Origin of the sequence: Rheinheimera sp. MM224, from assembly GCF_947090785.1 — a bacterium.
Taxonomy (GTDB): Bacteria; Pseudomonadota; Gammaproteobacteria; order Enterobacterales; family Alteromonadaceae; genus Pararheinheimera.
Window position 1 is genome coordinate 1909575 of the sequence record NZ_OX352320.1, and the last position, 23485, is coordinate 1933059.

16 protein-coding genes and 1 riboswitch are annotated in these 23485 nt (G+C 45.2%); of the genes, 8 read left to right on the forward strand and 8 right to left on the reverse strand.

Features of this window, described 5'->3' with window-relative positions:
• Positions 1–307 precede the first annotated feature (307 nt).
• The 4 genes from OM978_RS09090 (at position 308) to OM978_RS09105 (ending at position 4306) form a co-directional block, all read left to right on the forward strand.
• Positions 308–1120 (forward strand): FRG domain-containing protein, encoded by an 813-nt coding sequence (locus OM978_RS09090; RefSeq protein WP_264346537.1) that lies wholly within the window; start codon positions 308–310, stop codon positions 1118–1120.
• 56 nt (positions 1121–1176) lie between these two features.
• A complete protein-coding gene (locus OM978_RS09095) occupies positions 1177–2256 on the forward strand; it encodes a hypothetical protein (RefSeq protein WP_264346539.1) in 1080 nt (359 codons plus the stop codon).
• 423 nt (positions 2257–2679) lie between these two features.
• On the forward strand, positions 2680–3726 hold the full coding sequence (locus OM978_RS09100; protein ID WP_264346540.1) for a DUF262 domain-containing protein: 1047 nt from the start codon (positions 2680–2682) through the stop codon (positions 3724–3726).
• Positions 3710–4306, forward strand: coding sequence for a HEPN domain-containing protein (locus OM978_RS09105; protein ID WP_264346541.1), 597 nt, complete (start codon positions 3710–3712; stop codon positions 4304–4306). The genes OM978_RS09100 and OM978_RS09105 overlap by 17 nt, the downstream gene beginning before the upstream one ends.
• A gap of 194 nt (positions 4307–4500) precedes the next feature.
• Here the strand turns inward: OM978_RS09105 and OM978_RS09110 are convergent, their stop codons facing one another.
• Positions 4501–4908 carry a hypothetical protein gene (locus OM978_RS09110; RefSeq protein ID WP_264346542.1) on the reverse strand — a complete coding sequence of 136 codons (408 nt, stop codon included), beginning with the start codon at positions 4906–4908 and terminating at the stop codon, positions 4501–4503.
• 154 nt (positions 4909–5062) lie between these two features.
• On the opposite strand from OM978_RS09110, the gene bktB reads away from it, so the two are divergent.
• Both bktB and OM978_RS09120 read left to right on the forward strand, forming a co-directional pair.
• The gene (gene bktB, locus OM978_RS09115) at positions 5063–6250 is read left to right on the forward strand and encodes a beta-ketothiolase BktB (protein WP_264346544.1); all 1188 of its coding nucleotides are present in this window, start codon (positions 5063–5065) and stop codon (positions 6248–6250) included.
• 88 nt (positions 6251–6338) lie between these two features.
• Positions 6339–7616: an acetyl-CoA hydrolase/transferase family protein gene (locus tag OM978_RS09120; protein WP_264346545.1), complete on the forward strand. Its 1278-nt coding sequence runs from the start codon at positions 6339–6341 to the stop codon at positions 7614–7616.
• A gap of 61 nt (positions 7617–7677) precedes the next feature.
• Here OM978_RS09120 and OM978_RS09125 read toward each other — a convergent pair whose 3' ends face one another.
• From OM978_RS09125 to OM978_RS09140, 4 genes are all read right to left on the reverse strand, one after another.
• Entirely contained in the window at positions 7678–8286 is a 609-nt protein-coding gene (locus OM978_RS09125) for an outer membrane beta-barrel protein (protein ID WP_264346546.1), read from the reverse strand.
• A 169-nt stretch (positions 8287–8455) separates the two neighbouring features.
• Entirely contained in the window at positions 8456–9664 is a 1209-nt protein-coding gene (locus OM978_RS09130) for a lytic polysaccharide monooxygenase (protein WP_264346548.1), read from the reverse strand.
• A gap of 72 nt (positions 9665–9736) precedes the next feature.
• Positions 9737–12802: a chitinase C-terminal domain-containing protein gene (locus OM978_RS09135; RefSeq protein WP_264346549.1), complete on the reverse strand. Its 3066-nt coding sequence runs from the start codon at positions 12800–12802 to the stop codon at positions 9737–9739.
• A gap of 88 nt (positions 12803–12890) precedes the next feature.
• Positions 12891–14693 (reverse strand): glycosyl hydrolase family 18 protein, encoded by a 1803-nt coding sequence (locus tag OM978_RS09140; protein ID WP_264346551.1) that lies wholly within the window; start codon positions 14691–14693, stop codon positions 12891–12893.
• A 489-nt stretch (positions 14694–15182) separates the two neighbouring features.
• On the opposite strand from OM978_RS09140, the gene OM978_RS09145 reads away from it, so the two are divergent.
• Positions 15183–16883, forward strand: a complete 1701-nt coding sequence (locus tag OM978_RS09145; protein WP_264346552.1) for a dipeptidyl-peptidase 3 family protein — start codon at positions 15183–15185, stop codon at positions 16881–16883.
• A 57-nt stretch (positions 16884–16940) separates the two neighbouring features.
• Here OM978_RS09145 and OM978_RS09150 read toward each other — a convergent pair whose 3' ends face one another.
• The 3 genes from OM978_RS09150 to OM978_RS09160 are packed head-to-tail and all read right to left on the reverse strand — an operon-like array spanning position 16941 to position 21570.
• Positions 16941–19784: an ATPase gene (locus OM978_RS09150; protein ID WP_264346553.1), complete on the reverse strand. Its 2844-nt coding sequence runs from the start codon at positions 19782–19784 to the stop codon at positions 16941–16943.
• Positions 19777–20325, reverse strand: coding sequence for a condensin complex protein MksE (locus OM978_RS09155; RefSeq protein ID WP_264346554.1), 549 nt, complete (start codon positions 20323–20325; stop codon positions 19777–19779). The genes OM978_RS09150 and OM978_RS09155 overlap by 8 nt, the downstream gene beginning before the upstream one ends.
• On the reverse strand, positions 20326–21570 hold the full coding sequence (locus tag OM978_RS09160; protein ID WP_264346555.1) for a hypothetical protein: 1245 nt from the start codon (positions 21568–21570) through the stop codon (positions 20326–20328). It abuts the gene before it with no gap.
• A gap of 128 nt (positions 21571–21698) precedes the next feature.
• Between OM978_RS09160 and nhaD the strand changes: the two genes are divergently transcribed.
• Positions 21699–22946, forward strand: a complete 1248-nt coding sequence (gene nhaD, locus OM978_RS09165; RefSeq protein ID WP_264346558.1) for a sodium:proton antiporter NhaD — start codon at positions 21699–21701, stop codon at positions 22944–22946.
• 309 nt (positions 22947–23255) lie between these two features.
• Positions 23256–23429, forward strand: a riboswitch (Lysine riboswitch).
• Positions 23430–23485 lie beyond the last annotated feature (56 nt).

Here is a 23485-nt window from a genome sequence, read left to right on the forward strand (position 1 = left end):
CTACAACGCAGTTGCCCGGACCTTTATTCAGGTCGTTAGTATCGTCACTTTGTGCCAAGAGCAGACATTTCTAATCTTTCCCAAACTTTGAGCTCGGTAAAAATATCCTGTCAGCATTTGGATGTTGCCTGCGCTTGTGAGAAGGATTGATCCGTATTTGTAGCAAACCTAAATACCATTTGTACCTAAATGGTATTGTAAGATTTAGAGAAGCGATGTAGTGTTCCATACAATAAATTTATAATTGAGGAGAGGTTCGTATTTAAATACAGATCTTTCCGCTGAATAAGCGTTACAGCTAGGATGTATGATGCAAAGCAAGACGATAACAAGCTGGAGTGATTTTGATCGAATCGTCAGTAAAAAACACTTTCGCAAATGGATTTTTAGAGGCCAGTCTTCGTCTGATTGGGCTCTTGAGAGTTCATTGCATCGTGCATTTAAAGAAGCTCAGTCAATACATAAACTAAGTAGGGGAAAAGAGAAAAATCTGAACCGGGTTGAGCATGAAAAGGTGATGATAGATCGTTTCAAGTGTAACGCTCACTTGTACCTAGATCATCTTCCACAGGCTGAAGATCTCCTAAGTTGGCTCTCCCTGATGCAACATCATGGGGCTCCTACCAGATTGTTAGATTTTTCGTTTTCTCCCTATGTTGCATTGTTCTTTGCGTTAGAGTCCGGCGAAGACGATGCTGCAGTCTATTGTATAAATCATGATGCTATTCGAAATGATGACGATAAATATTTCGGGGAAAATAGACTCGAAGTGTATTCTAAGATACTTGACCCTGTAAATGGAAAATCTGACCCATATCTTTTCGCATTTGAGCCTACGTTTTCTAATCAACGCTTACTATCTCAGCAAGGCCTATTTGTTGCGACAAACACGCTCGATATAAGTCATGGAAAAATATTGAATGACTATGCCATTAAAGATACTGATGTAATTAAAATTATAATACCAGCCAAGCAAAGGTTTGAAGGGCTTCGAAAGTTAAATAAAATGAACATAAATTCCTCAAATATATATCCAGGATTGGATGGTTTTTGCAAGAGTATGCTAAGACAACCAGTTTTTGGTCTGGAATGGCAGCGAAGAATCGGCAATGAGCTGTAACAAAGCATTGCAGCGTACAAGCCACTGAATGCGGCGTTAGAGTTTATGTGAAAAATATGAGCAGAAATTACAAGTACACAATAATTATCAGGTTTTCTACAGCAACAAATCGTTCTATTGGTAGTTTTAATGTAGAGTACCCATACTCAAGTAATTCAAGTTTAAAAGATAAGATTATAGTAAAAGAAAAATCGATAAAAATAACGGCAAATCGTAGTAAAAAGACTGTCATATCTGATGTACTCCATAATGCAAATACTGCTATGAATCGACAGATTTCAAAATCTCTCGCTTATTACTATGCCGCTGTAGGACAGCCAAACATAATTACAAGCATTAAAGTGTCTAGGCACCTGAGTGGGAAGCTGCAAGAAGAAAAGACGATTAATAAATCAGGCGTTCGTCAAATTATAAACTGTGACAATGGGATGGTTTATTTACAAAATATTAGTCGAATTGAACTTAAAACTGTTTGGGAAGAGTCAGAAGCTGGCCACGCTCTATTATACGCAATAACCCATCTCATAAGCTCCTGTTCATCACCCGAACCATTCCAAAGGTTTGAGGCGCTTTGGAAGTGTTTTAACTCCCTTTACAAGCTGAAAGAGGGCAGTACGCAAGATTCCTCTTGCTTACAAAATTTGAGAGCTCATATGGTTGCTAACGTGTCGCTCTACCCATTGTCCAGAGCATTCGTAAACCCTATGACCCATGATGATATTTTCTCGATTGTCAACTGGCGTGATATGATCCTTAATGATTATAAACTTGAGTCTCAGAGTGGTTACCTTCTTGGCTTTATCCAACGTATTTCTGATGCGCGATTAATAAAGAAAATCGAAGACTCTTTGCCAATTCGTCAACAATTTTTGCAGAATAAGGGGCACTTACCAGCAGTTCAGACTCATATTCAGCAGCAAAAAGTGCTAAATGCGAATAATGATATAGAAGTGGTAGCATTCATGTGTCTTAAATATCTTTATTTTGCACGAAATAAACTTGTGCATGCAGAACGAGTCCATCCGAGCTTTCATTGGGTAAAAGAGCATTCGAATGAAGAGTTGAAAATTGATAAATGTAGTCTGATTCTTAAGCTACTTGTCATCGATCTTTTAAACTTCAACACACAATTCTAACAAGCATATCAAGGATGGGACTGCTAACAGTTTGCTCGGTTCCGCTTCACTTCACAGTTTTAGCAAACTATTATCAGCCTCTTACGCGAACGTTAGCCTCGTTTGCTAATCCCTCAAAGGGCTGGTTCTGTGCCAATTGCAGACTTTGGCAGCGAATAAGGTCGAATACACAGTGTTATTTACTTTCACTAGATAACAAGTACGCTTTGAGGCTATGAGTAGGCCCAGTTATATGTTGCTGTAGTGGGGAAAATAAACTAATTTTAGGAGTCGGCAGTCCGCTTTTGATAGAACATAGCTTGATTTGTACAGAACTTTTTTTCATGTCGACCACTTATCTGGTAAAACATGGCATTTCAAGCCAAAGAAAATATTAATTTTGTAATATGGATAATAGTTATCATTGAAGCATAGGAAATTGACATGCCTGAAGAAGCTGAAAACAAAACGTTAGACCTGTATCCGATAGACTACCCATTTGAAACTTTAGTATCTAGGATAACTTCTAATCCCCCAAAAACTGTCTTAAATCCTGAATTCCAGAGGAAATATAAGTGGGACAAAGAAGGTTGGGGAAGAGCGTCGAAGTTTATTGAATCTTGCTTGATGAGAATCCCTTTGCCGTCATGTTATTTCGCTGAGGATGAAAATAGAAAGCAGCTAGTTATTGATGGCGTTCAGAGATTAACTACTATAGCCAAGTTTTTTAACGATGAGTTTGCACTGGAAGGGATGACAACCTTTAAAGACCTTGAGGGTAAAAAGTTTTCTGAGCTTGGAGATTTGCAAGCAGAGCTGGAGTCGACAACCATACGCTGCATTGTGCTTCGAAAAGAAAACCCCAAAAAACTTATAAGAGAAATTTTTGCGCGCCTTAATCAAGGAGCCGTTCAACTAAGCGATCAAGAAATACGACATGCTATTTACCCAGGAAGGCTAGATGAATTATTAATAGAACTTGCTGCTACGCAAGAAATAATTCAGTTTGGAATTGTTGAAGGTAGCGATAAGGTACGCAATGACAGAGAACCTGATGAACAAGTTTTAAGATTTTTCGCATTTACGGACGATCTGGAACTCACCAGTTACGATGGTGTATTAAAAGACTTTCTTCACGATTATATGGAGCTACATGCTGAAGCAGATGAACAAACAATTGTTCAGCTGCGTAATAGATTCCAAACAGCACTGCACAATTGTAAGCTAATCTTTGAGGAAAATGTATTTTTAGATACAACTCGAGATAGACCAAAACAGGGGATGGTGCACTACGACCTACTAATGGCTACAGTTGGCTTGCTAGATAGCCAGACTGTAGAAAATAAAAAAATAGAGATCAAAAACGCTTACGATCAATTATGCGCAAGCGATGAATTCAGACGTACTCTATCAAGCGGTTTGCAGAAAAAGTCCTCTATTTTAAGAAGACGGAACCTATGGAGGCCATTGTTGGATGCCGCAATCAGCTAGTGCCACTTTATTATTAAAATATGAAACCCTATTTGAATCCTTGAAACTGGTTGTAAGTAGTTCAGAGCAGCGGGTTATTTCGGATGAACCTGACCCACTATTTATTGACAATGTAAATTTTTTTGTGAAGTCTTATCTGATCAGCGTTTGTAGTTATCTTGAAGCATATCTTCAGGACATTGCTTTCAGGTATTCTCAAACGCTATCTAGCAGAGTGACTGCCGCAAAAATTCCGCATAATTTTCTTCATTGGAGATTAAATACTGGAATCAAGGATAGACAATTGAGTTACAGCCATATCGCATTGCCAGTTACTAAAAAAGATATTTCAGACGTAATTTCGGCTAACCCTTACAGAACTTTGAAATTATTCCAATCTCTAGGGGTAGATCTGTCTAAAAACGAAAAATTTGAAAGCAGAAAAGATTTGATAAATACTATAGTAACAAAGAGGAATAACATTGTTCATCATAATGATGAAGCTGCCGATATTTCATTCGGCGACATTAGAATATATATCAGTGTGATTGTTCCATATATGGCAGCAATTAAAGAATCAGTCGAGGAGCAAATAGTATAAAAATGGATTTAAATGAGCCATCCACAATTTTAAATGTGGTTGGTCTTATCAGTTGTATAACTATGGAGGTTTATTCTGAGTGTCTGCAATTCGCTCATAGTGGACTTCGTAATGCATGTTAATCGCCATTAAGGTGTATCAGGATAATGTCGCAACACTCTTACATATCGCGTTATTACCGGTCACCAAAAATTTTAAGCTGATTGACTAGCAACAAGAAAACCGACACTTTTTAGCCATTCAAAGGCTTCTTGCTGGTTGGTGAATATCTTTTTTTGGTTGTTGTAGTCTGCTGAATTGATAAATTTATCCAACTGATGTTCTTTCATGTTGTTTGGGTGGAATACATAAGCTGTGTACTTCAACTGATGCAACGCACACCATGTCATCAAATCTTTCATCACTTGTTCAAAATCCGGTGTGCCCAGCTGCCACTGATCTAAATACACGATGCGAGCCCATGGTTTTCCCTCCATAGACTTTACCCGCTGTTTGACTTGAGCTGCATAATCCAGCGCTGTTTCCATGCTCCATGCGCCATGGATCTCTGCAAACAACAGTTGATTTTCCTGCCAAAGTTTAAAATGTCCGTGGTAGTTCATTCTCTGCGTTTGTTCCTTGCCGGGATCCCTGTTCTGGTTTAATCACTATGGAACAGGTTATGGGTTCCAACAAGGTGCCATGTTGCACCAAAGTAGCAGCCGCACACCAAACTAAGATAAGCTGCCGTTTTACCGTCTTTAGCCAGGGTGTTTTATGCAACTTTCTGATGTGGTTATTCTTGCTGGTGTCCGCACTGCTATTGGTAGTTTTGGTGGCGCGCTTTCATCCTTCAGCCCTGCACAGCTTGGTACTGCGGCGGCTAAGGCGGCGATTAGCCGAAGTGGGGTGGCTGCTGCACAGATTGATCATGCGGTTTTTGGGCATATTATTACCACAGGCGCTGAAGATGCTTACCTGGCCCGTCATATTACGCTGAATTCTGGTTTAGCCGTTAGTAGCGCGGCTTTTAATGTTAATCGCTTATGTGGTTCGGCGCTGCAGGCTGTTATTTCTGCCGCTCAGTTGATCCAGTTAGGCCAAAGCCAGATCGCTTTGGCTGGAGGCGCTGAAAGTATGAGCAACGGTGCTTATCTGTTGCCTGCTGTGCGCAAAGGCTTGCGATTAGGCCATGGTGTTGTCACAGATTTAACCTTAGGTATTTTGTCCGACCCTTTTGGCACAGGTCATATGGGCCTGACTGCAGAGACTATCGCTGCTCAGTATGGTTTTAGCCGCAGAGAACTGGATAGTTTTGCTGCTGAAAGTCAGCGCCGTGCTGCTTATGCACAACAACAAGGTTATTTTGACGACCAAATTACTCCGGTTCTGGTGCAATCACGCCAATCTGAACTCTGGATCAGCAAGGATGAACACTTAAGAGCTGAAACTACAGTCGAGAGCCTAAGCACGCTAAAAGCAGCTTTTAAAAAAGACGGACTGGTCACAGCTGGCAATGCCTCTGGTTTAAATGACGGTGCCGCTGCTTTGGTATTAACCAGTCTGAGTGAAGCCAATCGTCTTGGTGTAGCACCTCAAGCCCGAATTGTTGGATACAGTTTTGCTGGTGTTGAACCGGCGTTGATGGGATTGGGGCCTATACCTGCGGTACAGAAATTACTGGCGCAGACGGGAATAGCGCTTGGTGATATTGATGTGATTGAATCTAATGAGGCTTTTGCATCTCAGGCAATGGCGGTCAGTCAGACCCTTGGTTTTGACCCGGATAAAGTAAACCCAAACGGTGGAGCTATAGCACTTGGGCATCCGGTTGGCGCTACTGGTGCCATATTGGTGGTGAAAGCTCTGGCAGAGTTACAAAGAACAGCAGGTCGTTATGGCCTTATCACTATGTGTATTGGCGGCGGGCAGGGCATAGCGCTGTTGATTGAGTATCTGCATTAGTCTGGAACACCAGAACTTGATCCTGGTCACAACCAAAGGTTGTAAAAGGGGGTAACCTGATCTGGTGTTTAATTAAAATTGGACTTTTATGCGTTGTCACTCAGCCGAACAAGCACTTTCACTGATCCAGAATGGCGAAACTATCTGGTGTCATTCGATGGCCGCAACCCCTTATGCCATGCTTAATGGCCTTGCACGTGTTGCCTTGGATAAACAAAACCTGACGTTGCTCAGTTTACATACTGAACATAGTGAAGTGTTGTGTCAGGCGGAGCTGCAAGGGCATTTACGCCAGCGGGTGTTTTTTGTTGGCCGACCCAGCCGTCCTGCTGTGAATGCCGGATTGGCCGATTATGTGCCGGCCTTTTTATCGGAAATCCCCAAGTTATTCCGCAGCGGCGAACAAAAGCTCGATACCGCTATTATTCAAGTGTCGCCACCCGATAAACATGGTTTATGCAGCCTTGGTATTTCAGTGGAAGCCACCAGAGCTGCTTTGCAATCGGCGAAAAAAATCATAGCGCAGATCAATCCGAATATGCCTCGCACTCATGGGGATTCTTTTGTACATCTGACTGATTTTGCAGCTTATGTTGAACTTGAAAGTCAAATTCCTTTGCATCTGCCTGCAGCGCAGGATCCGATCACAGCGCAAATTGGCCGTCATGTCGCGAGTTTAGTACGGGACGGAGATTGTCTGCAGATGGGCATAGGCGCTATTCCGGATGCGACTTTAGCTTGCCTTGGCGACCGACAGCATTTAGGTATTCATACCGAGATGTTTTCCGATGGCGTATTGCCGCTGCTGGAAAAAGGTGTGTTCACGAATCGCAATAAGAAAAAACATCCGGGCAAAATAGTGACGACCTTTGCGATGGGCAGTCAGGCGTTGTACGACTTTGTTGACGATAACCCTGAAGTGGTATTTTTGGATGTGGCTTATACCAACGATACCGCTGTGATCCGGCAAAATCCGCAGGTGATGGCAATCAATAGCGCTCTGCAGGTGGATTTATCCGGTCAGGTTTGTGCTGATTCACTAGGTACCCGTATTTATTCAGGAGTAGGTGGTCAGATGGATTTTGTGCGTGGTGCGGCTTTATCTGAAGGCGGCCGTTCAGTGATTGCATTACCTGCCACAGCTGCTGGTGGCACAGTGTCCCGCATCAGTTCGTTGTTAGCGCCAGGCGCTGGCGTGGTGACCACCCGTGCTCATGTGCATTATGTGGTGACTGAATATGGCGTGGCTAATTTGCGTGCACGTAGTTTAACCGAACGAGCCAGGGCTTTAATTGAGATAGCAGCTCCACAATTTCGGGAGCAATTAGCGCTTGAAGCCTATCAGGATTGGGGCTTGCTGATTTAATCGGGTAAGCACAGGCTCTGTAACTTGATAAATAGCAGAGTTACAGAGCCTGTTTATTGATTTAAAAAGTATTTTTCAAACCCAGATAAAGTCTGGTGTTTGTCACATCAGTGGATTCGTCCTCGAAACTGATGCTGTAGCGCATATAGTCTAAGCCCAGTGTCATATCCCATTTGTCTGTTAAGGCGTATTGTGCCACTAAGCCAGCAGCCAGGTCGGTGCCCTTATCAGACACAATAGTTAAACCTACATCAGGGGATGCATGCAGGGTTAAATTCAAATCTGTGTCCCAACGCACCAGACCCAAACGACCGCCAAAAGACCACTGCTCCAGTTGGCGCTCAGTCATATACTGCGCAAAGAGTCCAATAGCAGTGTTGTCCAAAGCCAGTGTTGCATCGTACATCACATCGCCAATAGCAAAAGTATCGCTGACTGTTGTCAGATCAGCCTCACCAGAATCCGTGTAGTTCAGCAGCACTGACCACTGCGGGGTGATTTGATAACTTAAACCCAAAGAGGCTGAGGCAGCTGTGCCTGACTCACCATCGCCTGATTGCTGGGTCGCGCCAACATCAGCGCTGACCGCGAAGTCTGATGCAGCAGCTAATAAAGAAGGTGCAGCGGTAAGTAAAGGCAATACAAGCAGTAATTTAACTGAGGTTTTCATCGAAGTTCCTTTTATATTAATCCAGCCTGTAATGTAAATTTAATTGAGTTAAGATGTAAATATGTATCTTGTTAGTTTTGTAACTGTTTGTTTCGATGGCACGTTTTATTCTGCTAACAAAAAAGCCCGTACAGTGCGAACGGGCTTTTTCATTTAAAGAATGATCTGATCAGAGTGAGCAAATCAAAGTCCAGCTGCTGTCTGAACCAGGAACCGATTGGGTCCACCAGTTAGCGCGATAGAGGTTATTCTGATAAGACAGGTAATCGCCTTCACTGGCATGGCTGGGTTGGCCACTCCAGTCTTTTTGTGGCCAGTTGGGGTAGGCAAAAATCTGAGCTGCATCTACGCCACCACAAGCCGGTGTTGTGGTGTCTGCCGGTTTTAGATCCAAATTAACAAAGTAGGTGTTATTACTCAGATAAAAGCGGTTTTGGCTGGCATTTGGCTGCACTGTGATCTGCGCATTTTCTAACAAACCAATGCGCAGAAGGCTGCTTTGTTGGTTATTCACTTGCGTAGCTAAATCCAGCGCCCATTGCTGATTTTGTGCTGAGGCCTCTGTGATCAACAGGCTTTGCTCAAGCAGTTCCAGACCTGAGCTGTCAAATACCCGCAGTACTGCAGTTTCGCCTTTAGCTCCTGTTTGACCTGAAGTTAAATAGCTACCTTTATCAAACCAGACAGGTTCTGGTTGTGGTTCTGTGCCGCCATTTACCAATAAGAGATCAGAACAGTTATAAAAACCTTCTCCAGCTGCGTCTTCGCGTTGCCAGCGGGTGTAGAGCACAGCTTTACCCTGACGATCAGCAGGCAGGTTGATGTTCAGTAAGTAATACCCCGCTTGTGCAGTGACATCAGCTTGTTGATGAATAAGCTGTAATTCATCCCAGCTTAATGGCTCGGAGGCCGGATCAAAATCGGCACTGGACAAATACACTTGCCAGTAGCTGGGGTTATGCGGTGTAGTGGCTTTAAATTTCAGTTGCAGGCTGTTTTGCTGGCTTAAATCGACAGTGCTGTATTGCCAATGTGCAGAAGGTGCATCCATACCGGCTTTGCGGGCATCGCCACCAGCACAGAGTAAACCTGTGGTCAGCTTGGCTTTTACAGCATTGATATCCTGATAATTGGCGACATTACTGGAAAATTCATGGTGCTGACTTAATGGGTACTCACCGGACTGCACAAAAGCGGCACGACAAGCTAAATTGGGGATGCCTGAACCGTCTGCAGGCCACCAGTAACCGCCATCTTCTTTGCAAATTTGCTGACGAGCTTTGGGGTATTCAACATAACCATGGGCTTGAGTCGCAAAAGAGCACAACAGGCTCAGCAGAGCCAAGCTGCTGCTAAACACTAGTTTTGAAGTCTTCATAAAAAATCTCCTTAAAAAGGCGCCGGAATAAATCCGGCGCAAACATGGGCAGAGAGCAAAGAGGTTGTGTTATTAAGGCGCTGTGCAGACCAAGGTCCAGCTGCTGTCTGAACCCGGTACTGAATTGGTCCACCAATTGGCTTTGTAAATCAGGTTCTTATAGCGGATATAGTTACCACCTGCAGCGTGATTGCCTTGAGGCCATGCAGGGTAGGTCACTACAGTTGCAGGTACACCAGAACAACTACCGCCGCCGTCACCGCCAGTGCCACCACTAATGGTGCCAGCCGGTAATTGTGGATAGTCCTGTTTCAGTGCAAAAGATTGTGAGCCTACAGTGACACGCCAGTTCGACGGCATAGGAATGGGTAAGTAGTAATTCAGCGTGACTTCTAATGTCGCACCTGCGGCTAACGGACTGTGGCCTGGCAACGTAAATTCCACTCTGTGGAAATCATTGTCCAGCCCGCCAATATTATTGCCTGAGCTGTTGGAGCCATTTTCAATCACAGTGGTGCCTAAACCACTTTGGTCTGTGACGTTATTGCCCGTTGCAGTAGGCACATCAAAGGTGATTTTTGTGCCACCAGGTAAGGTTTGGCCGCTGTTATTGACCAAGGTCAGTTTAGGATTAAGCGGGTAGTTTGAATCGCCTAATTTAAAGCCGCCAAGGCTGACTTTCAGGTCCAGACTGCTGGCTGGTAAAGGCCGTGGATCGCGCTGGTTGCCATACAACGAAGCGGTTTTAAATTTGTTGTAGAAGATACTGGTTAAGTCATCACCAAAACCATATTCGCCTGTGCTGCTGTTATAGCTGTAATCACCTGCCAGCTCCCAGAACATCACGCCACCTATGCCTCGTTCGATAATGTAATCGGCTTTGGCGGCAATACTGGTTTCATCTTCAATCGACAGGAATACTTTTTTGGTGTTGTTCCAAAGCCATGGCGCGACCAGTGTGCTGTCGTAGTGGTGCTGATAAGTGCCAATCAGTTGATCCGCAGCTTGGTTGACCGGATCCAGACCATAAATAGCGGCATAGCTACCTAAAATTCCGGCCTGCAGGTTTTTGGTATGCCAAAGCGGATTCGAACCAGCTGGCATTTCATCGCCATCTTTGCCCAAATCATGCCAGAGGTTGTCTATGCCGACAGCACCGCTACCACATTGGTTTTGCGCCGAACCGCCAGTGCCTGCAGGACATTGATTCTGGTTTGGTAATGGTGCTTTGCCCCATAAACCGTTAGTTCCGCCTGTAACATTGTTCCAGCCGCGGCTGTAATAAGGCACGCCAATATTGATCCGGCCAGCTTGCATAGCACCACGGAAATAATGGTAAGCCCAGTCGGTATTTAAGTAGCCAATATTTTGGTACTGCGCTGAGTTGTAGTAGTTCCAGGTCGCCAGCTCGTTGTCTTGTCCATCGTCAAACAGAGCAGCATTAGGGCCAACATACTGGTTCCAGGCACCATGCAGGTCGTAACTCATGATATTGACGTAATCCAGATATTGAGTGACTGGAAAGGCTTCCATACCACGCAGCAGATAACCGGATGAAGGAGAGGCGATGGTCAGTAAATAGTGTTTACCGTCCGCCACTGCTGCTGCATCCAGTTTTTCTCTTAAGGTTTTCATCAACACCGCATAAGAGGCCATTAAGCCAGCGCGGCGGGCGTTGGATAAAGCAAAATCATCCGGGTTGCCCGAGTCTTTCATGGTGGAAGGGTATTCGTAGTCGATATCTGCGCCATCAAAACCATAAGTGCGCAGGAAGCTGACCACTGAATCGGCAAAGGTATTGATACCGCTGTAATTAATGCTGTTATCGCTATTGGTGGTCATGCTGTAAAACCCACCACTGGCAATACGTTCACCGGCATCATTAAAGAAACCACCCGTTTCTGCCCAGCCACCGATGGAGATCAGGGTTTTGACATGGGGATACTGTTTTTTGTATTTATTCAGCAGGTTAAAGTGGCCTTTGTAATTAAACTCCGGATCCATTTCGGCACCTGTCACAGCAGGCCATTCCATCCCAGTGGCCGGATTGCTGGCACTTTGTGTGTTGCCTATCCCAATCTGATTACTGGCATTCACATGGGCAAAGGCATAGTTAATATGGCTGATTTTGCTCCATGGAATATTGGGCACTAAATAAGTCGGCTGGCCATTGGCGCCATTACGCCAACTGGTGAAATAACCAATGATGCGGCGTTTATGATCGGCACCCATCAGCTCGCGGCCATTGCTGTCGTACACTGTGCAATAAGGCACATCCAGATTTGGCGTGGCATACAAACCATCAGGACGACAAGCAGCGTGGCCACTTTGTTCATCTGTCACATTGACTAAAGCTGATACTTCGCTGGTCGCGCCCAGATTATCAGTGGCTATGACTTTCAGTTGCTGCTGGCCTGCAACAGCTGTCCAACTGGTGGTAAACGGCGCTGAGGTCTGTTCGGCTAATAAGGTAGTGCCAAGATAAAACTGCACTTTAGCGATACTGCCATCGCTGTCACTGGCTGAGGCACTGATTAAAATAGTTTCGCCTGTTCTGTATTGGCTATTGTTGGCAGGAGAGGACAGACTCACTACCGGAGCCTGATTACCAGGTGAAGCGGTCACACTAAAGGCGACAACGCTGCTTTGGCTGCTGGCATTTTGATTATCAAAAGCCACAGCATACAGCTGATGATTACCAGCTACCGCTGTCCATGGCGCCTGATAAGGGCTGGTATTATCAGAACTTAACAGCTGATTATTCAGATAAAAATCGACTTTAGTGATACTGCCGTCTGAGTCTGTGGCAGTCGCAGCGAAGCTGACTGCTGTACCAGCGCTAAAGCTGGCACTCGCAGCTGGGCTGGTGATGCTTGCACTGGGTAATTGATTTTGGGTTGCGCCATCGCAGTTGCCGAGTAAAGTCCACTCCTGATAAGGATTTGAATACAAAGCCGGATCGCGGTTTTGGTTCCACCAGTTGGCTTTGTAAGCCTTATTTTGTTGCTTGACCTGAGCGTTGGCGACATAGGTGCCGCCAGCATCCCAGGCGGCAAGCGGAGCGCAGTCTATTGCCAGACTACTGAAACTGCTCAGGCTCAGCAGGCCGGACAGATATAGTTTTTGTACCTGTTGCATAATGATTCTCTTATTTTTGGTCCTGAAGAATGCAGTGAAAAGCAGCGGTTCCTGACTTTAAAAGGGCAGGGCCGCTGCTCACAGACAGTTATTGCGCCGGATGGCCCAAACCTTCATGCATGGCATTGAGGATATGGCCGTTGTCCGCATCCAGTTCCCAGGCGAAAATGCCACCTAAGTTGTACTGCAGCACATAGTTGCCTTTGGCCTGCACAGAGCGTTTGGTATCGAAGCTGATTAAGGTGCCTATTGCTGAATTCCAGACATAGCTGGCTTTGGCTGTGTCATCCCATAACAAGCTGTAGCCATTGGTTCCTGTACCATTGACACCACCCATATAGTTGGTTTCTATTTTTTTGTAATCTTCAATACCCGCTTCCCAACTGCCGTTGATGCCAGCACCACCAGTGCCGGTGAAAGGGTTGTTGTTAGTTACATTGCTGACATTTTTCCAGCCTCTGCCATACATAGCTGCGCCTATACTGATTTTGCCTGCTGGCACCTGACGGGCCAGTAAGTGCTGCACTGCTTCATGGGCGCTAAAGCCGGACAAGGGTGAGTTTGGATTTGGGTATAAAGTAGCCTGATGGCCTAAGGTACTGTTAAAAGCGCCGTAGTAGTCGTACGTCATCAGGTTGATATAGTCCATGTAAGGATGAGCGGCTTCCCAGTCGACCAGTTGCAGCTTTTGTACTCCACCACTCATGGCTGCTGTCAGCTGGTAAGTCCGGCCTGTTTCCACACTTAATGCATCCATTGCCAGGCGTAAGTCACGCATCAAGAGCGCAAAACCTGCACCATCCTGAGCTGAACCAAGCGTAGGGTGAGCACCACCACCGCCAGGGAATTCCCAGTCGATATCAACACCATCAAAGAAGTCGTAGGTTTTGATCATGTTCACAATGGATGCAACAAAAGTAGCGCGGGCCTGGGCATTGACCCCTATGGTGTAAAGCGGATCAGACAAGGTCCAGCCGCCTACTGAAGGCAATATTTTCAGGTTTGGATGCGTTTTTTTCAGCCGGTACAGTTCGGCAAAAATACCCCGCACTGGCTGATCCCAGGTATCGCCCGGATAGGATTTTTCCAAAGCGGCAAATTTGTCATGCACTACCACTGTGTAGTCAGGTTTGCCTGCACATTGCGCCATTAATGCGCTGTAGCCCTGCGGATTGGCATCATTGAGCGAACTGTTTGGGCCACAGACCGGAATAAAACCATAAAACAGGTGGGTCAGGTTTTTCGCTGGTATATCAGCTACATGATAGTTGCGGCCATAAATACCCCATTCGACAAAATAACCACCGACCATTTTCCCTGTGCTGTTGGTATGGGCAACGTTGTTTTGTTTCAGGGGGTGAGGGTAGTTACTGGCATTGATATCTGTCCAGGGATCAAAACCATCGTCACCCCCTCCGGTATCACCACCGCCTGTGTCGCCACCTCCGGCGCCTGTCACTGTGATCACTCGTTTATCGCTGGCGGTACAGGTTTTTTCGGCACCTTGTTGATTACAGAGTTGCACGACAAATTCATAACTGCCCGCGCTGGTGACCACTGAACTTGTACTGCCACTTTGTGCATTCTGGCCATTTGGTGTGAGGCTGGAGCTGTAAACCACAGCTCCATTGCGGGTTAGGCTCCACTCGTTGCCGTTGGTACCCCACCACATATCCCATTGCAATGGGATGCTAAACTGGCCATTGACCAGACTGACATTGCTTTCCTGCCATGCAATCTGAGGCTTGCCAGGTGCTGCCGGGGCAGCACTTAGATGCATAGAGCATAACAGGCTGGTCAGAGCCACTACAAAAGCAGGATGGCGTAATTTGGTTTGCAAAGCGCTGCGGCGCGATGGTCGTTCGGCCTGAGTAATGAATGTTGTTAACATGAAATCTCCGGTTCTGTGTTGTAAGCAATACCCTGTTGTTTTGCTAAAAAACACCGACTACGGACCATCCTGCTCCCAGTGCGTTATCAGCGCCTATAACAGTTGATTTAAATGACATCGCTGTCAATTTTTGATCTTTACAAAATAATGATATATTTATGATGGTTTTATTAAGTTATTAATAATCAAATGTTTGATGTTGTTTTTGGATTTCAAAAAAAGATGAATTTTATGACAGCGCTGGTCATTTTTGTGCCTTTGTAAGGTATTTTAACCTAAGGCTAAGCTTCAAATAGATGAAGGTGTTGTAGATTTTGAGGCCATCAGCAGCTTTGAACCTAAGTAAAAACATCAGTTTTTAGCCTACAGACCAAGCCCGAACTGAAGTATGATCACCACAGTGTTAATCCACTGCTCGCCTGTAAAAGTAGTGCGGGTAGCAGAACAACTATAAAAATATCAAATGAACCAACTCAAAGAGGACTGCGGATGAACTACAACAAAATAATGCTGGCATTAAGCCTTGGTGGCGCTTTGGCTTTAACTGCCTGTAAACCTGCGCCAGAGCAGAAGACAGAACAACAGACTGCAACTGCAGAGCAAGCAGCACCGACTGCTGCATCAGCAACTGCACTAGTGCCAGGCTTTGAAAAACGCCTGGATATCTACCGCACAGTAGATTTAACCGCAGATTTATCCGCTGTATCTGCACAGCATAAACAAATGTTGGCCAAGCTGATTGAAGCTGCAGAAATCATGGATCAGTTATTCTGGAAACAGGCCTTTTCAGAGGATAAACAAAGCTTTTTAGGCAAAATAACGGATGCTAAAACCAAAGCTTTTGCCGATGTGAACTATGGCCCCTGGGACAGATTGCAAGGCGATGATGTGTTTTTAACAGGGTATGCAGCCAAGCCTCTGGGCGCTCAGTTTTATCCAACTGACATGACCAAAGAAGAGTTTGAAAAAACTGACTTTGCCGATAAAAACGGTCTTTATTCGGTGGTGCAGCGCGACAAAGACGGCAAGTTAGTGGCCGTGCCTTATTCACAAGTCTATAAAACTGAACTGACAGCGGCAGCAGAATTATTAAAACAAGCTGCGGCCTTATCGGAAGATAAAGACTTTGCTAACTACCTGACGATGCGCGCTGAAGCCTTTTTAAACGACAACTATCAGCCGTCTGATTTTGCCTGGATGGCAATGAAAACCAACCCTATTGACTTGGTGATTGGTCCTATCGAAACCTATGAAGATCAATTATTTGGTTACCGCGCTGCTTTTGAAGCTTATGTACTGGTGAAAGATTTAGCCTGGAGTGAGCGGTTGGCTAAATACGCTGCCACTTTGCCTGCGCTGCAAAAAGGCCTGCCAGTGCCAGAGCAATACAAAACTGAAAGCCCGGGTTCTGATGCGGACTTAAACGCTTATGATGTGATTTATTACGCTGGTCATTCCAACTCTGGCGGCAAAACTATAGCCATTAACCTGCCAAACGACGAGCAGGTACAGCTGGAAAAAGGCACCCGCCGTTTGCAGTTAAAAAATGCGATGCAGGCCAAGTTTGAACATATTATGTCGCCTATTGCGGACTTACTGATCGCGCCTTCGCAGCGCCAACATGTAACTTTTGATGCCTTTTTTAACAACGTGATGTTCCATGAAGTGGCGCATGGTTTAGGTATTAAAAACACCATCAATAACAAAGGCACAGTGCGTCAGAGCTTAAAAGAGCTGTCGGGTGGACTGGAAGAGGGCAAAGCCGATATTTTAGGTTTGTATATGATTTCTCAGTTGTCGGAGCAGGGCTTATTACCTGATGCCAAAATGGAAGATTTTTATACCACCTTTATGGCCGGTATTTTCCGCTCAGTACGTTTTGGTGCGTCCAGCGCGCACGGCAAAGCCAATATGGTTTGTTTTAACTATTTTGCCGAGCAGGGCGCTTTTGTCCGTAATGACGACGGCACCTATCAGGTGGATTACGTCAAAATGAAACAAGCTATGACCTCGTTATCGCAACTGATACTTACCTTGCAAGGGGATGGTAACTACGAAGGTGTGGCGTCATTGATGGCGGATAAAGGCGTGATCAAAGCTCAGCTGGCTGATGATTTAGCCCGTTTAACCAGTGCTAATATCCCAGTGGATATTATCTTTAATCAGGGTAAAGGCGTGTTGGGGCTTTAAATTCAAGTGATAAAAAAGGATGGCATTGCCATCCTTTTTATCATCACTGGTAATCAATCAAGCTGGTTCAGCTTCTGTAACCTGCTGTTCTACATCACCAGCCACCGGGATTTTTTCACATAAAATCCAGTCTTTTTCATCGACCCAGTTTTGTGCACCTCCAGCTACAGTGCGGATTGGCACTATATAACGGCACGAGGTCTGAGGTTTAACCGAAGCAAAGATGGGCACAAAACCAAAGTTCAACGCTGTTTCGATCAGAGCCTGTTGGTTATGCGGGTCAATATCGGCCGCTTCATCGATATAAATTGGAATACGGTATTTACCGCGTTCACGCTCGGACAATAACTGGCGGATAAATAACATACCGCACAATAACTTAATGGTAATACGGGTACCGTTGGAGCCAGCTGAGTCAATTTTGTCGAAGAACTCTATTTCACCGGCACGGTTGACCACTTTAAAGCGGATATCAAACAAGTCAGATAAAGTTAAACCACCTTTTTCGCTGGCAGCCTGAATTAAATAGTCTTTCGCCGCCTGCACTTCACGCTCATTGCTGCTGGCGTTGGGGGCCAGTAAATCCAGCGTGTCGCCTTGCTGATAAGATTCTGATGTCGTCAGAATGGTATCGATATGGCCAACCAATAAAGCGCGGTCGACAATTTCAATTTTAAAATCCTGCAGGTTGGAGATCTGATGACGCCAGATACCGCGGTTAAAACTATTCAGCTCACGGTGCAGACGGTTTAAGTCATCGCGTAAGCCTTTGAGCGTGGAGGCTACTTCAGTCAAAGCAACACGGGCACGACGTTCAATGGCTTCACGTTCTTTGTCGAGGTGATGGAAGGCGCTGATTAGTTTCTGGAACTTCAGCTCTTCATCCGATTCGACTTCAAACTTGGTAATACCGGCGTTAAAAATAAACAGGTAGGTGTTTTTGATATTGACGTCGATAAGTTTGAGCTCATTACACTGCTTATTAAAGTCGCGTAATACGTCAGCTAAGTTGTCAAAATCTAAGGTCACTTCAATAGGATAAGGTGTCACTTTGCCTGAGTAAAAATCGAGCTGAAAGTCGATACGCTCTTTTTTCTCCTGCTCAATACGTTCAGCCTGACGCTTAATCTGTTCCTGCTTATTAGAAACTAAGTTGCGGCGATCAGACAGGGTAGAGGCCTTGTGCTGCACTTCAGCCAACTGCTCCTGCAGCTTGTCTTCTTCAATCTCAAGCTCTGATTGCAACGCCTGTTGCTCGTCACTGAATTCCAGCATTTGCTGGTAGCGGCCAAACTTTTTAATGTCTTCTTCGGCTTGTAACAGATCCTGATACAAGCGGTCTTTTTCGCGGGTTTTACCGGCTAAATCACCAGCGACTGCCAATTGTTGCTCAAGCGTATGTAAAGTTTGCTGCAGCGCATCAATCTGCTCTTTTAGCTGGATTTTGTTCTCTAAACTGTTTTGCTCTACCGGCTGCAAATGATGCAGGTCAATGACTACACCAGGTAGATGCAATTTGCCTTGTTTAAAGCAATCAGCAATTTTCTCCAACTGCTCTGAAAACAGTGCATCGTCCAGAATTTCAATATCACCGCCACCAGTCGTAGAAAGCGACAACAAATCCGGATTCAGAATGCGGGTGATTTGCTGTACTTCCGGCAGGCTTAAATCTTCGCGCAGACGGGAGTACAGGTTAAATTCGAGGTTTTTCAGCTGCAGTTTTAAGCTTTGCAGTTGTTTGGCACTTTGGCTTTTCTGATGCGCCAAAGTGGTGGCATTGACCTGGCTTGCACCTTGTAAGCTATGGCTTAACTGCTCATAGGCTGCTCGGATATTGCTTAAGTTGGTTTGTAAGGTCGCTTCGTTACTTAAGCTGAATTTTTGTGACAGACCATCAAATTCGCCAAACCATTGCTGTAACTGCTGTTGACGGCCCGACAATTCTTTAATTTGGCCAACATACAAACGTTGACGTTCTTCCAACTGACTTTTTTCAGCCAATAAGCCGGTGAGCTGCTCGTTCAGAAGCTCCTGCTGATCGTCAAAATAGCTATGAAATTCAGTTAAAGCTACATCCAGCTTAGGGGCATAAGTCGCTAAACGGCCTTTGAGCACAGAGCGGTTTTCCAGCAGGCTTTCCAGGGCTGTGACTGCTTCCTGTTGGTTTTCCAACGCTTTAAGTTCACGCCTGTCTTTATTGACCTTTTCAAAGGCATTGTGCCAGACCTGATAAAAATCGACCTTAGGGTCGCCTAAATGCCGCGCAAATACAGGCAATAACAAACGTTTGACATCCTGAGCAGTCAGGCGGTGCAGGTTCAGAATACGACGGAAAATATCTTTGTAGACTGGTGCATCAGAAACGTTTGCCAACGGGATCATCCGAAGATTAATGCGGCTGTCAAAAGGCGTTGCACCACCTGTCAGCATGGCATTGAGTTCAGACTGTTTTAATTCGATAGGATCAAAACCTAAACTGCGTAAATGATGGTCCAGCTTGTTGTAACGCACATAACTTTTGCCATCTAAATAATGATTTAAATCCAGTTTGCCTTTATAGCAAAAATACTGAAACGCATAACCTGCAATTTTACCGCGGCCTGCTACACCAATGACGACAGGGCCGTCGGGCAAATTAGCTTCCAGCAGTATGTAGCTTTGGTCTGTGCCGAAGTAAAATTTACGGGTTTCGTCTAAGTCGTGACCATCCCACTCGGTTAAACGCAAATCGTTAATCAGCGGGAACTGCAGGGCGTTGATCACCGAACTTTTACCCGTATTATTGGGTGCGCAAATAGATGAAGAATCATCCAGCGGGATCACACACTTGGCGTAGCCTGCTGTGTTCAGTAGTGCCAGTTTAGTTAAGCCATATAGTTCTTGTTTTTGTTGCTCAGACATCAGCTTTCTCCTCTGTCACAGCGCTGTGATCCACATCCATCAGCGCGTCTAAATAACGATACACAGGGGACAATAATTTGATCTGATCGCCGCTTGGCCGTGCCAGGCCATAACGTAATAAGCGGTTGGCAATTTCGCGTTTCATATCGGTGACTGAGAAAATTTCCAATTGTTCGAATAAGTGGTATTGCTGCTGCAGCAACTGGCCCCAGATTTCTGTAGTGATTTCATGTTCAAACAAAGCCCGCAGCGGGTCCTGGCCTTTATCGGCATAAAACTCAACCAAGGCAAATAAGGTCAAAGCAAAAAGCCGGGAAATTTTACCCATGCTGGCGGTGGCGTCATCTACTTCAAAATAAAAGAAACCACGGCTGTCGCGTTTTAAGCTATTGCCTAAAGCGCCAAACAAGGCGGTGTAGGAATCTTCCTGCTGATCCAGTTCCTGCCACAAGGCAAAATCCTGTTCGCTGATATGGTAACCGTTCGATAGCTTTTTGCTGATTTCAGCCAGTTGGGTCAGTTCATCTAAGTTTAATTGCATTTATAAAGTCCCGGCTTCGCTGCTTTGAAAAGGGTGTAAGGTCAGCTTATAGCCATTGAGTGTCAATTCTGTGTTGTGTTCACTGTGCTGCAGTGTCAGCTCATCCGAGCGTGACAACTCCTGATATAAAAACAGCAACTCATCTACTGGTAATTCAGGGTAACTGTCAGCCAGCCAACGGCTTAAATCCGGCAGCTTTTTCAGCGCTTTGGCTTTGTGTACTACATCTTTGAGTTCAGGCACCTGCATCAGCATGCTGTGATTGCTGAGTATTTCCTCAGGCAGCTGATAGGCATCGTGTTCGTACTGACAAAGTTCAGCCATATAACTGGTGATTTGATTAGCCGAGCCTAATGAGAAACGCTGACTATCAGAGCTGATGGCTGGTACTAAAGGTTCTAACGTCAGATCTATGCCTTTTTTGCGCATCTGCCCTAATAAGAAACTGGCGTTACGGGACAGCAATGTATTACGGCGCAGCTCATCCCTAAGCGGCATCAGCAAGTCAGCACAGCGGCTTAAACTCTCACGGCCCACCTGATTCATTTCAATCAAACGGGTGCGCAGTTGGATAAGTGTCTCTTTTTCGGTGTTCAGTGTGCCCGTCACTTCAATGATTTGTAGTAAATCGCTGAGCATAGCCTCAACTGCAGAGACTGTGAGCTGGAAAGGGCCATTGATATCGACCAGCGCTAATACTGGGTCGATGTAGTCATCAAAAGCATCCATTACAGCTGCATAACGTCGAGCCAGGCTGAGTTTACCTTCGTCTGCTTTGGCGCGTTCAACTAAAGATAAAATGGCACTTTCATTTTGACCAAAGTGTTTCAGTACTTCACGGATACGTTCGTCCATCACCCGGGAGAAGCGGCGCAGTTCACTGCTGTCACGACTTTGAGCTGCCTCTTGCATACGTTCGGATAAACGTTTCAGCTCCAGAATGCGGCTTTCAATATCGGTTGCGAGGCCTAATTGCTGTTCTTGCATCAGTTGCTGAGCAAACTCCAGCACAGACCTGTTCAGCTCCAGTTGACTGGATTTAGCCAGCGGGATCAGAATTTCCAGTTGCAAGAAGCGTTGAGCTTCACGAAACACCTGTTCACTGCTCATGCCATTGTTATGGCGCAGGATCAGATGCTGTACATCCTGAAAACTGAAGTTACCGCTGACACTTCGTTCAACCAACTGCTCAATGACAGTCCAGTGCTCATCTAAGCAACGGATAATTTTACGTGGCGCTATCATCTGTCCTTTCTTTTCATAAATATTTCACAAATGTGACTTTGGTGGGGTAGTGGCATCTGGCAGGGGCTGGTAGAATACCACCCCGCAAATTCCTTCCTTTTCCACAACATTAAAGCTGGTACTACATCATGTTAAGCGCAGTAATTTTGGCTCTGGTGGCAATAGCCTTTGTGATGATCGTTATAGAGGATATTATCCACGTAAACAAGGCAAAAACGACACTTTTTTTCGGTACTCTTTGCTGGATCCTCGCTTTTATTTTTCCTATGCATGGCGCTACAAGTGCCGACATCAGCGAGCAACTGAATCATAACTTATTAGAAATAGCCACTTTGTGGTTGTTTTTGATGTCAACCATGACTTTTGTTGCTTATCTCAATAGCAAAGGCTTTATTTCTCAGGTGGTACAGCGCTTATTGCCGGCTGAATTGTCGGAACGCCGTTTGATGTTTATTATCGCTGTATTTGCTTTTGTCTTCTCATCTTTTGCTGACAACGTGACTGCCACTCTGGTGGCTATCGCAGTGATTAGCAGTATCAAACTGGAAGTGAAAAAACGTATTCAGTACGCCACTTTGATTATTTTTGCTGTGAACAGTGGTGGTGTATCGCTCATCACAGGTGACGTGACGACACTGATGTTCTTTTTAGCCGGCAAAGTCACTATTGCTAACCTGCTGTTGCTGATTATCCCTTCTTTATTTGCTGTAACTGTGCTGGCGATTTTGTTATCCCGCAAAATGAAAGGCCGTATAGTTCTTGAAAAATCACCTAAGCCGATTGAGAAAGCTGATGTGATTATCGCTATTATTTTTGCGTCCACTATAGGCTCAACGCTGCTGTTCAATATTCTGTTCCAGATCCCACCTGTACTGACTTTCCTGTTTGGTTTAGGTGTGATGTTCCTGGCCGCTCAGTACCTGCTGCGTAAGAAAACCGGAGTCAATATTTTAAGTTACATCCGCGAAGTCGAGTTTGATACCTTGTTGTTTTTCTTAGGTGTTTTACTGCTGGTTGGCATTATGAAAGAAATCGGCGTGCTGACCAATATCACGCATCTGTATCAGTATTTAGAGCCTGTTCAAGCAAACTACCTGATGGGTTTAATGTCCGCACTGATTGATAACGTGCCTTTAACTGCTGCGTTATTAAAAGCTGATTTAACTATGACGACTGCTGAATGGCTGACTTTAACTTATGCTACTGGTGTAGGTGGTTCTATTCTGATCATAGGTTCTGCGGCCGGTATTATCGCCATGAGTAAAGTAAAAGAGCTGACCTTTGGCACTTACTTTAAAATGGCCGGTTACCTGCTTGGCTGTTACAGCCTGGGTTATGTCGGTGTTTATTTTGTGGGGCAGACCTTCTTATCCTGAGCAACAACACCGGCTTAAGCTGTTGCCGTTTTTTGTAATTGAATTACAGAAAACGGCAAAAGACGGCTAAACGGCTATTGCCTTTTGTAAAAAAGTCACTTAAGCTCAGCGCCGTCAATCATACGTGATTATGAGATACCTAACGTAATTGGAACTGTGATGCAGCTTCAAGTACGACGGGTATCTACCCTAAGTAATTGGAGTTACAGCGCGACGACAAGTGCATGAGTCCCCAGGAGCATAGTAGTCCTATGTGACTGGGGCGAGGGCGCGCAGTCAACAAAGCTGTGGCTCCAAGAACGACGGGTATAGACCAGAAGAGGAGCGTTAACCAGGTAGAACATCTCAGGCTGCTACAAGCCGCAGGGTGTTTGAGGGGGATTAACGCCGAGGACCAGATGCTGTAGCGGCAGATGGTCCGGTTGTTAAGGCTGAATCCTTACGACTGTCACCTGTTTTTTGTGGTGGAGAGCTTCTGGCCTTTGTGTGTCTGTGATCAGTTGTTTGCAGCATCGTGCCTGCTTTACAACTTTATTTAC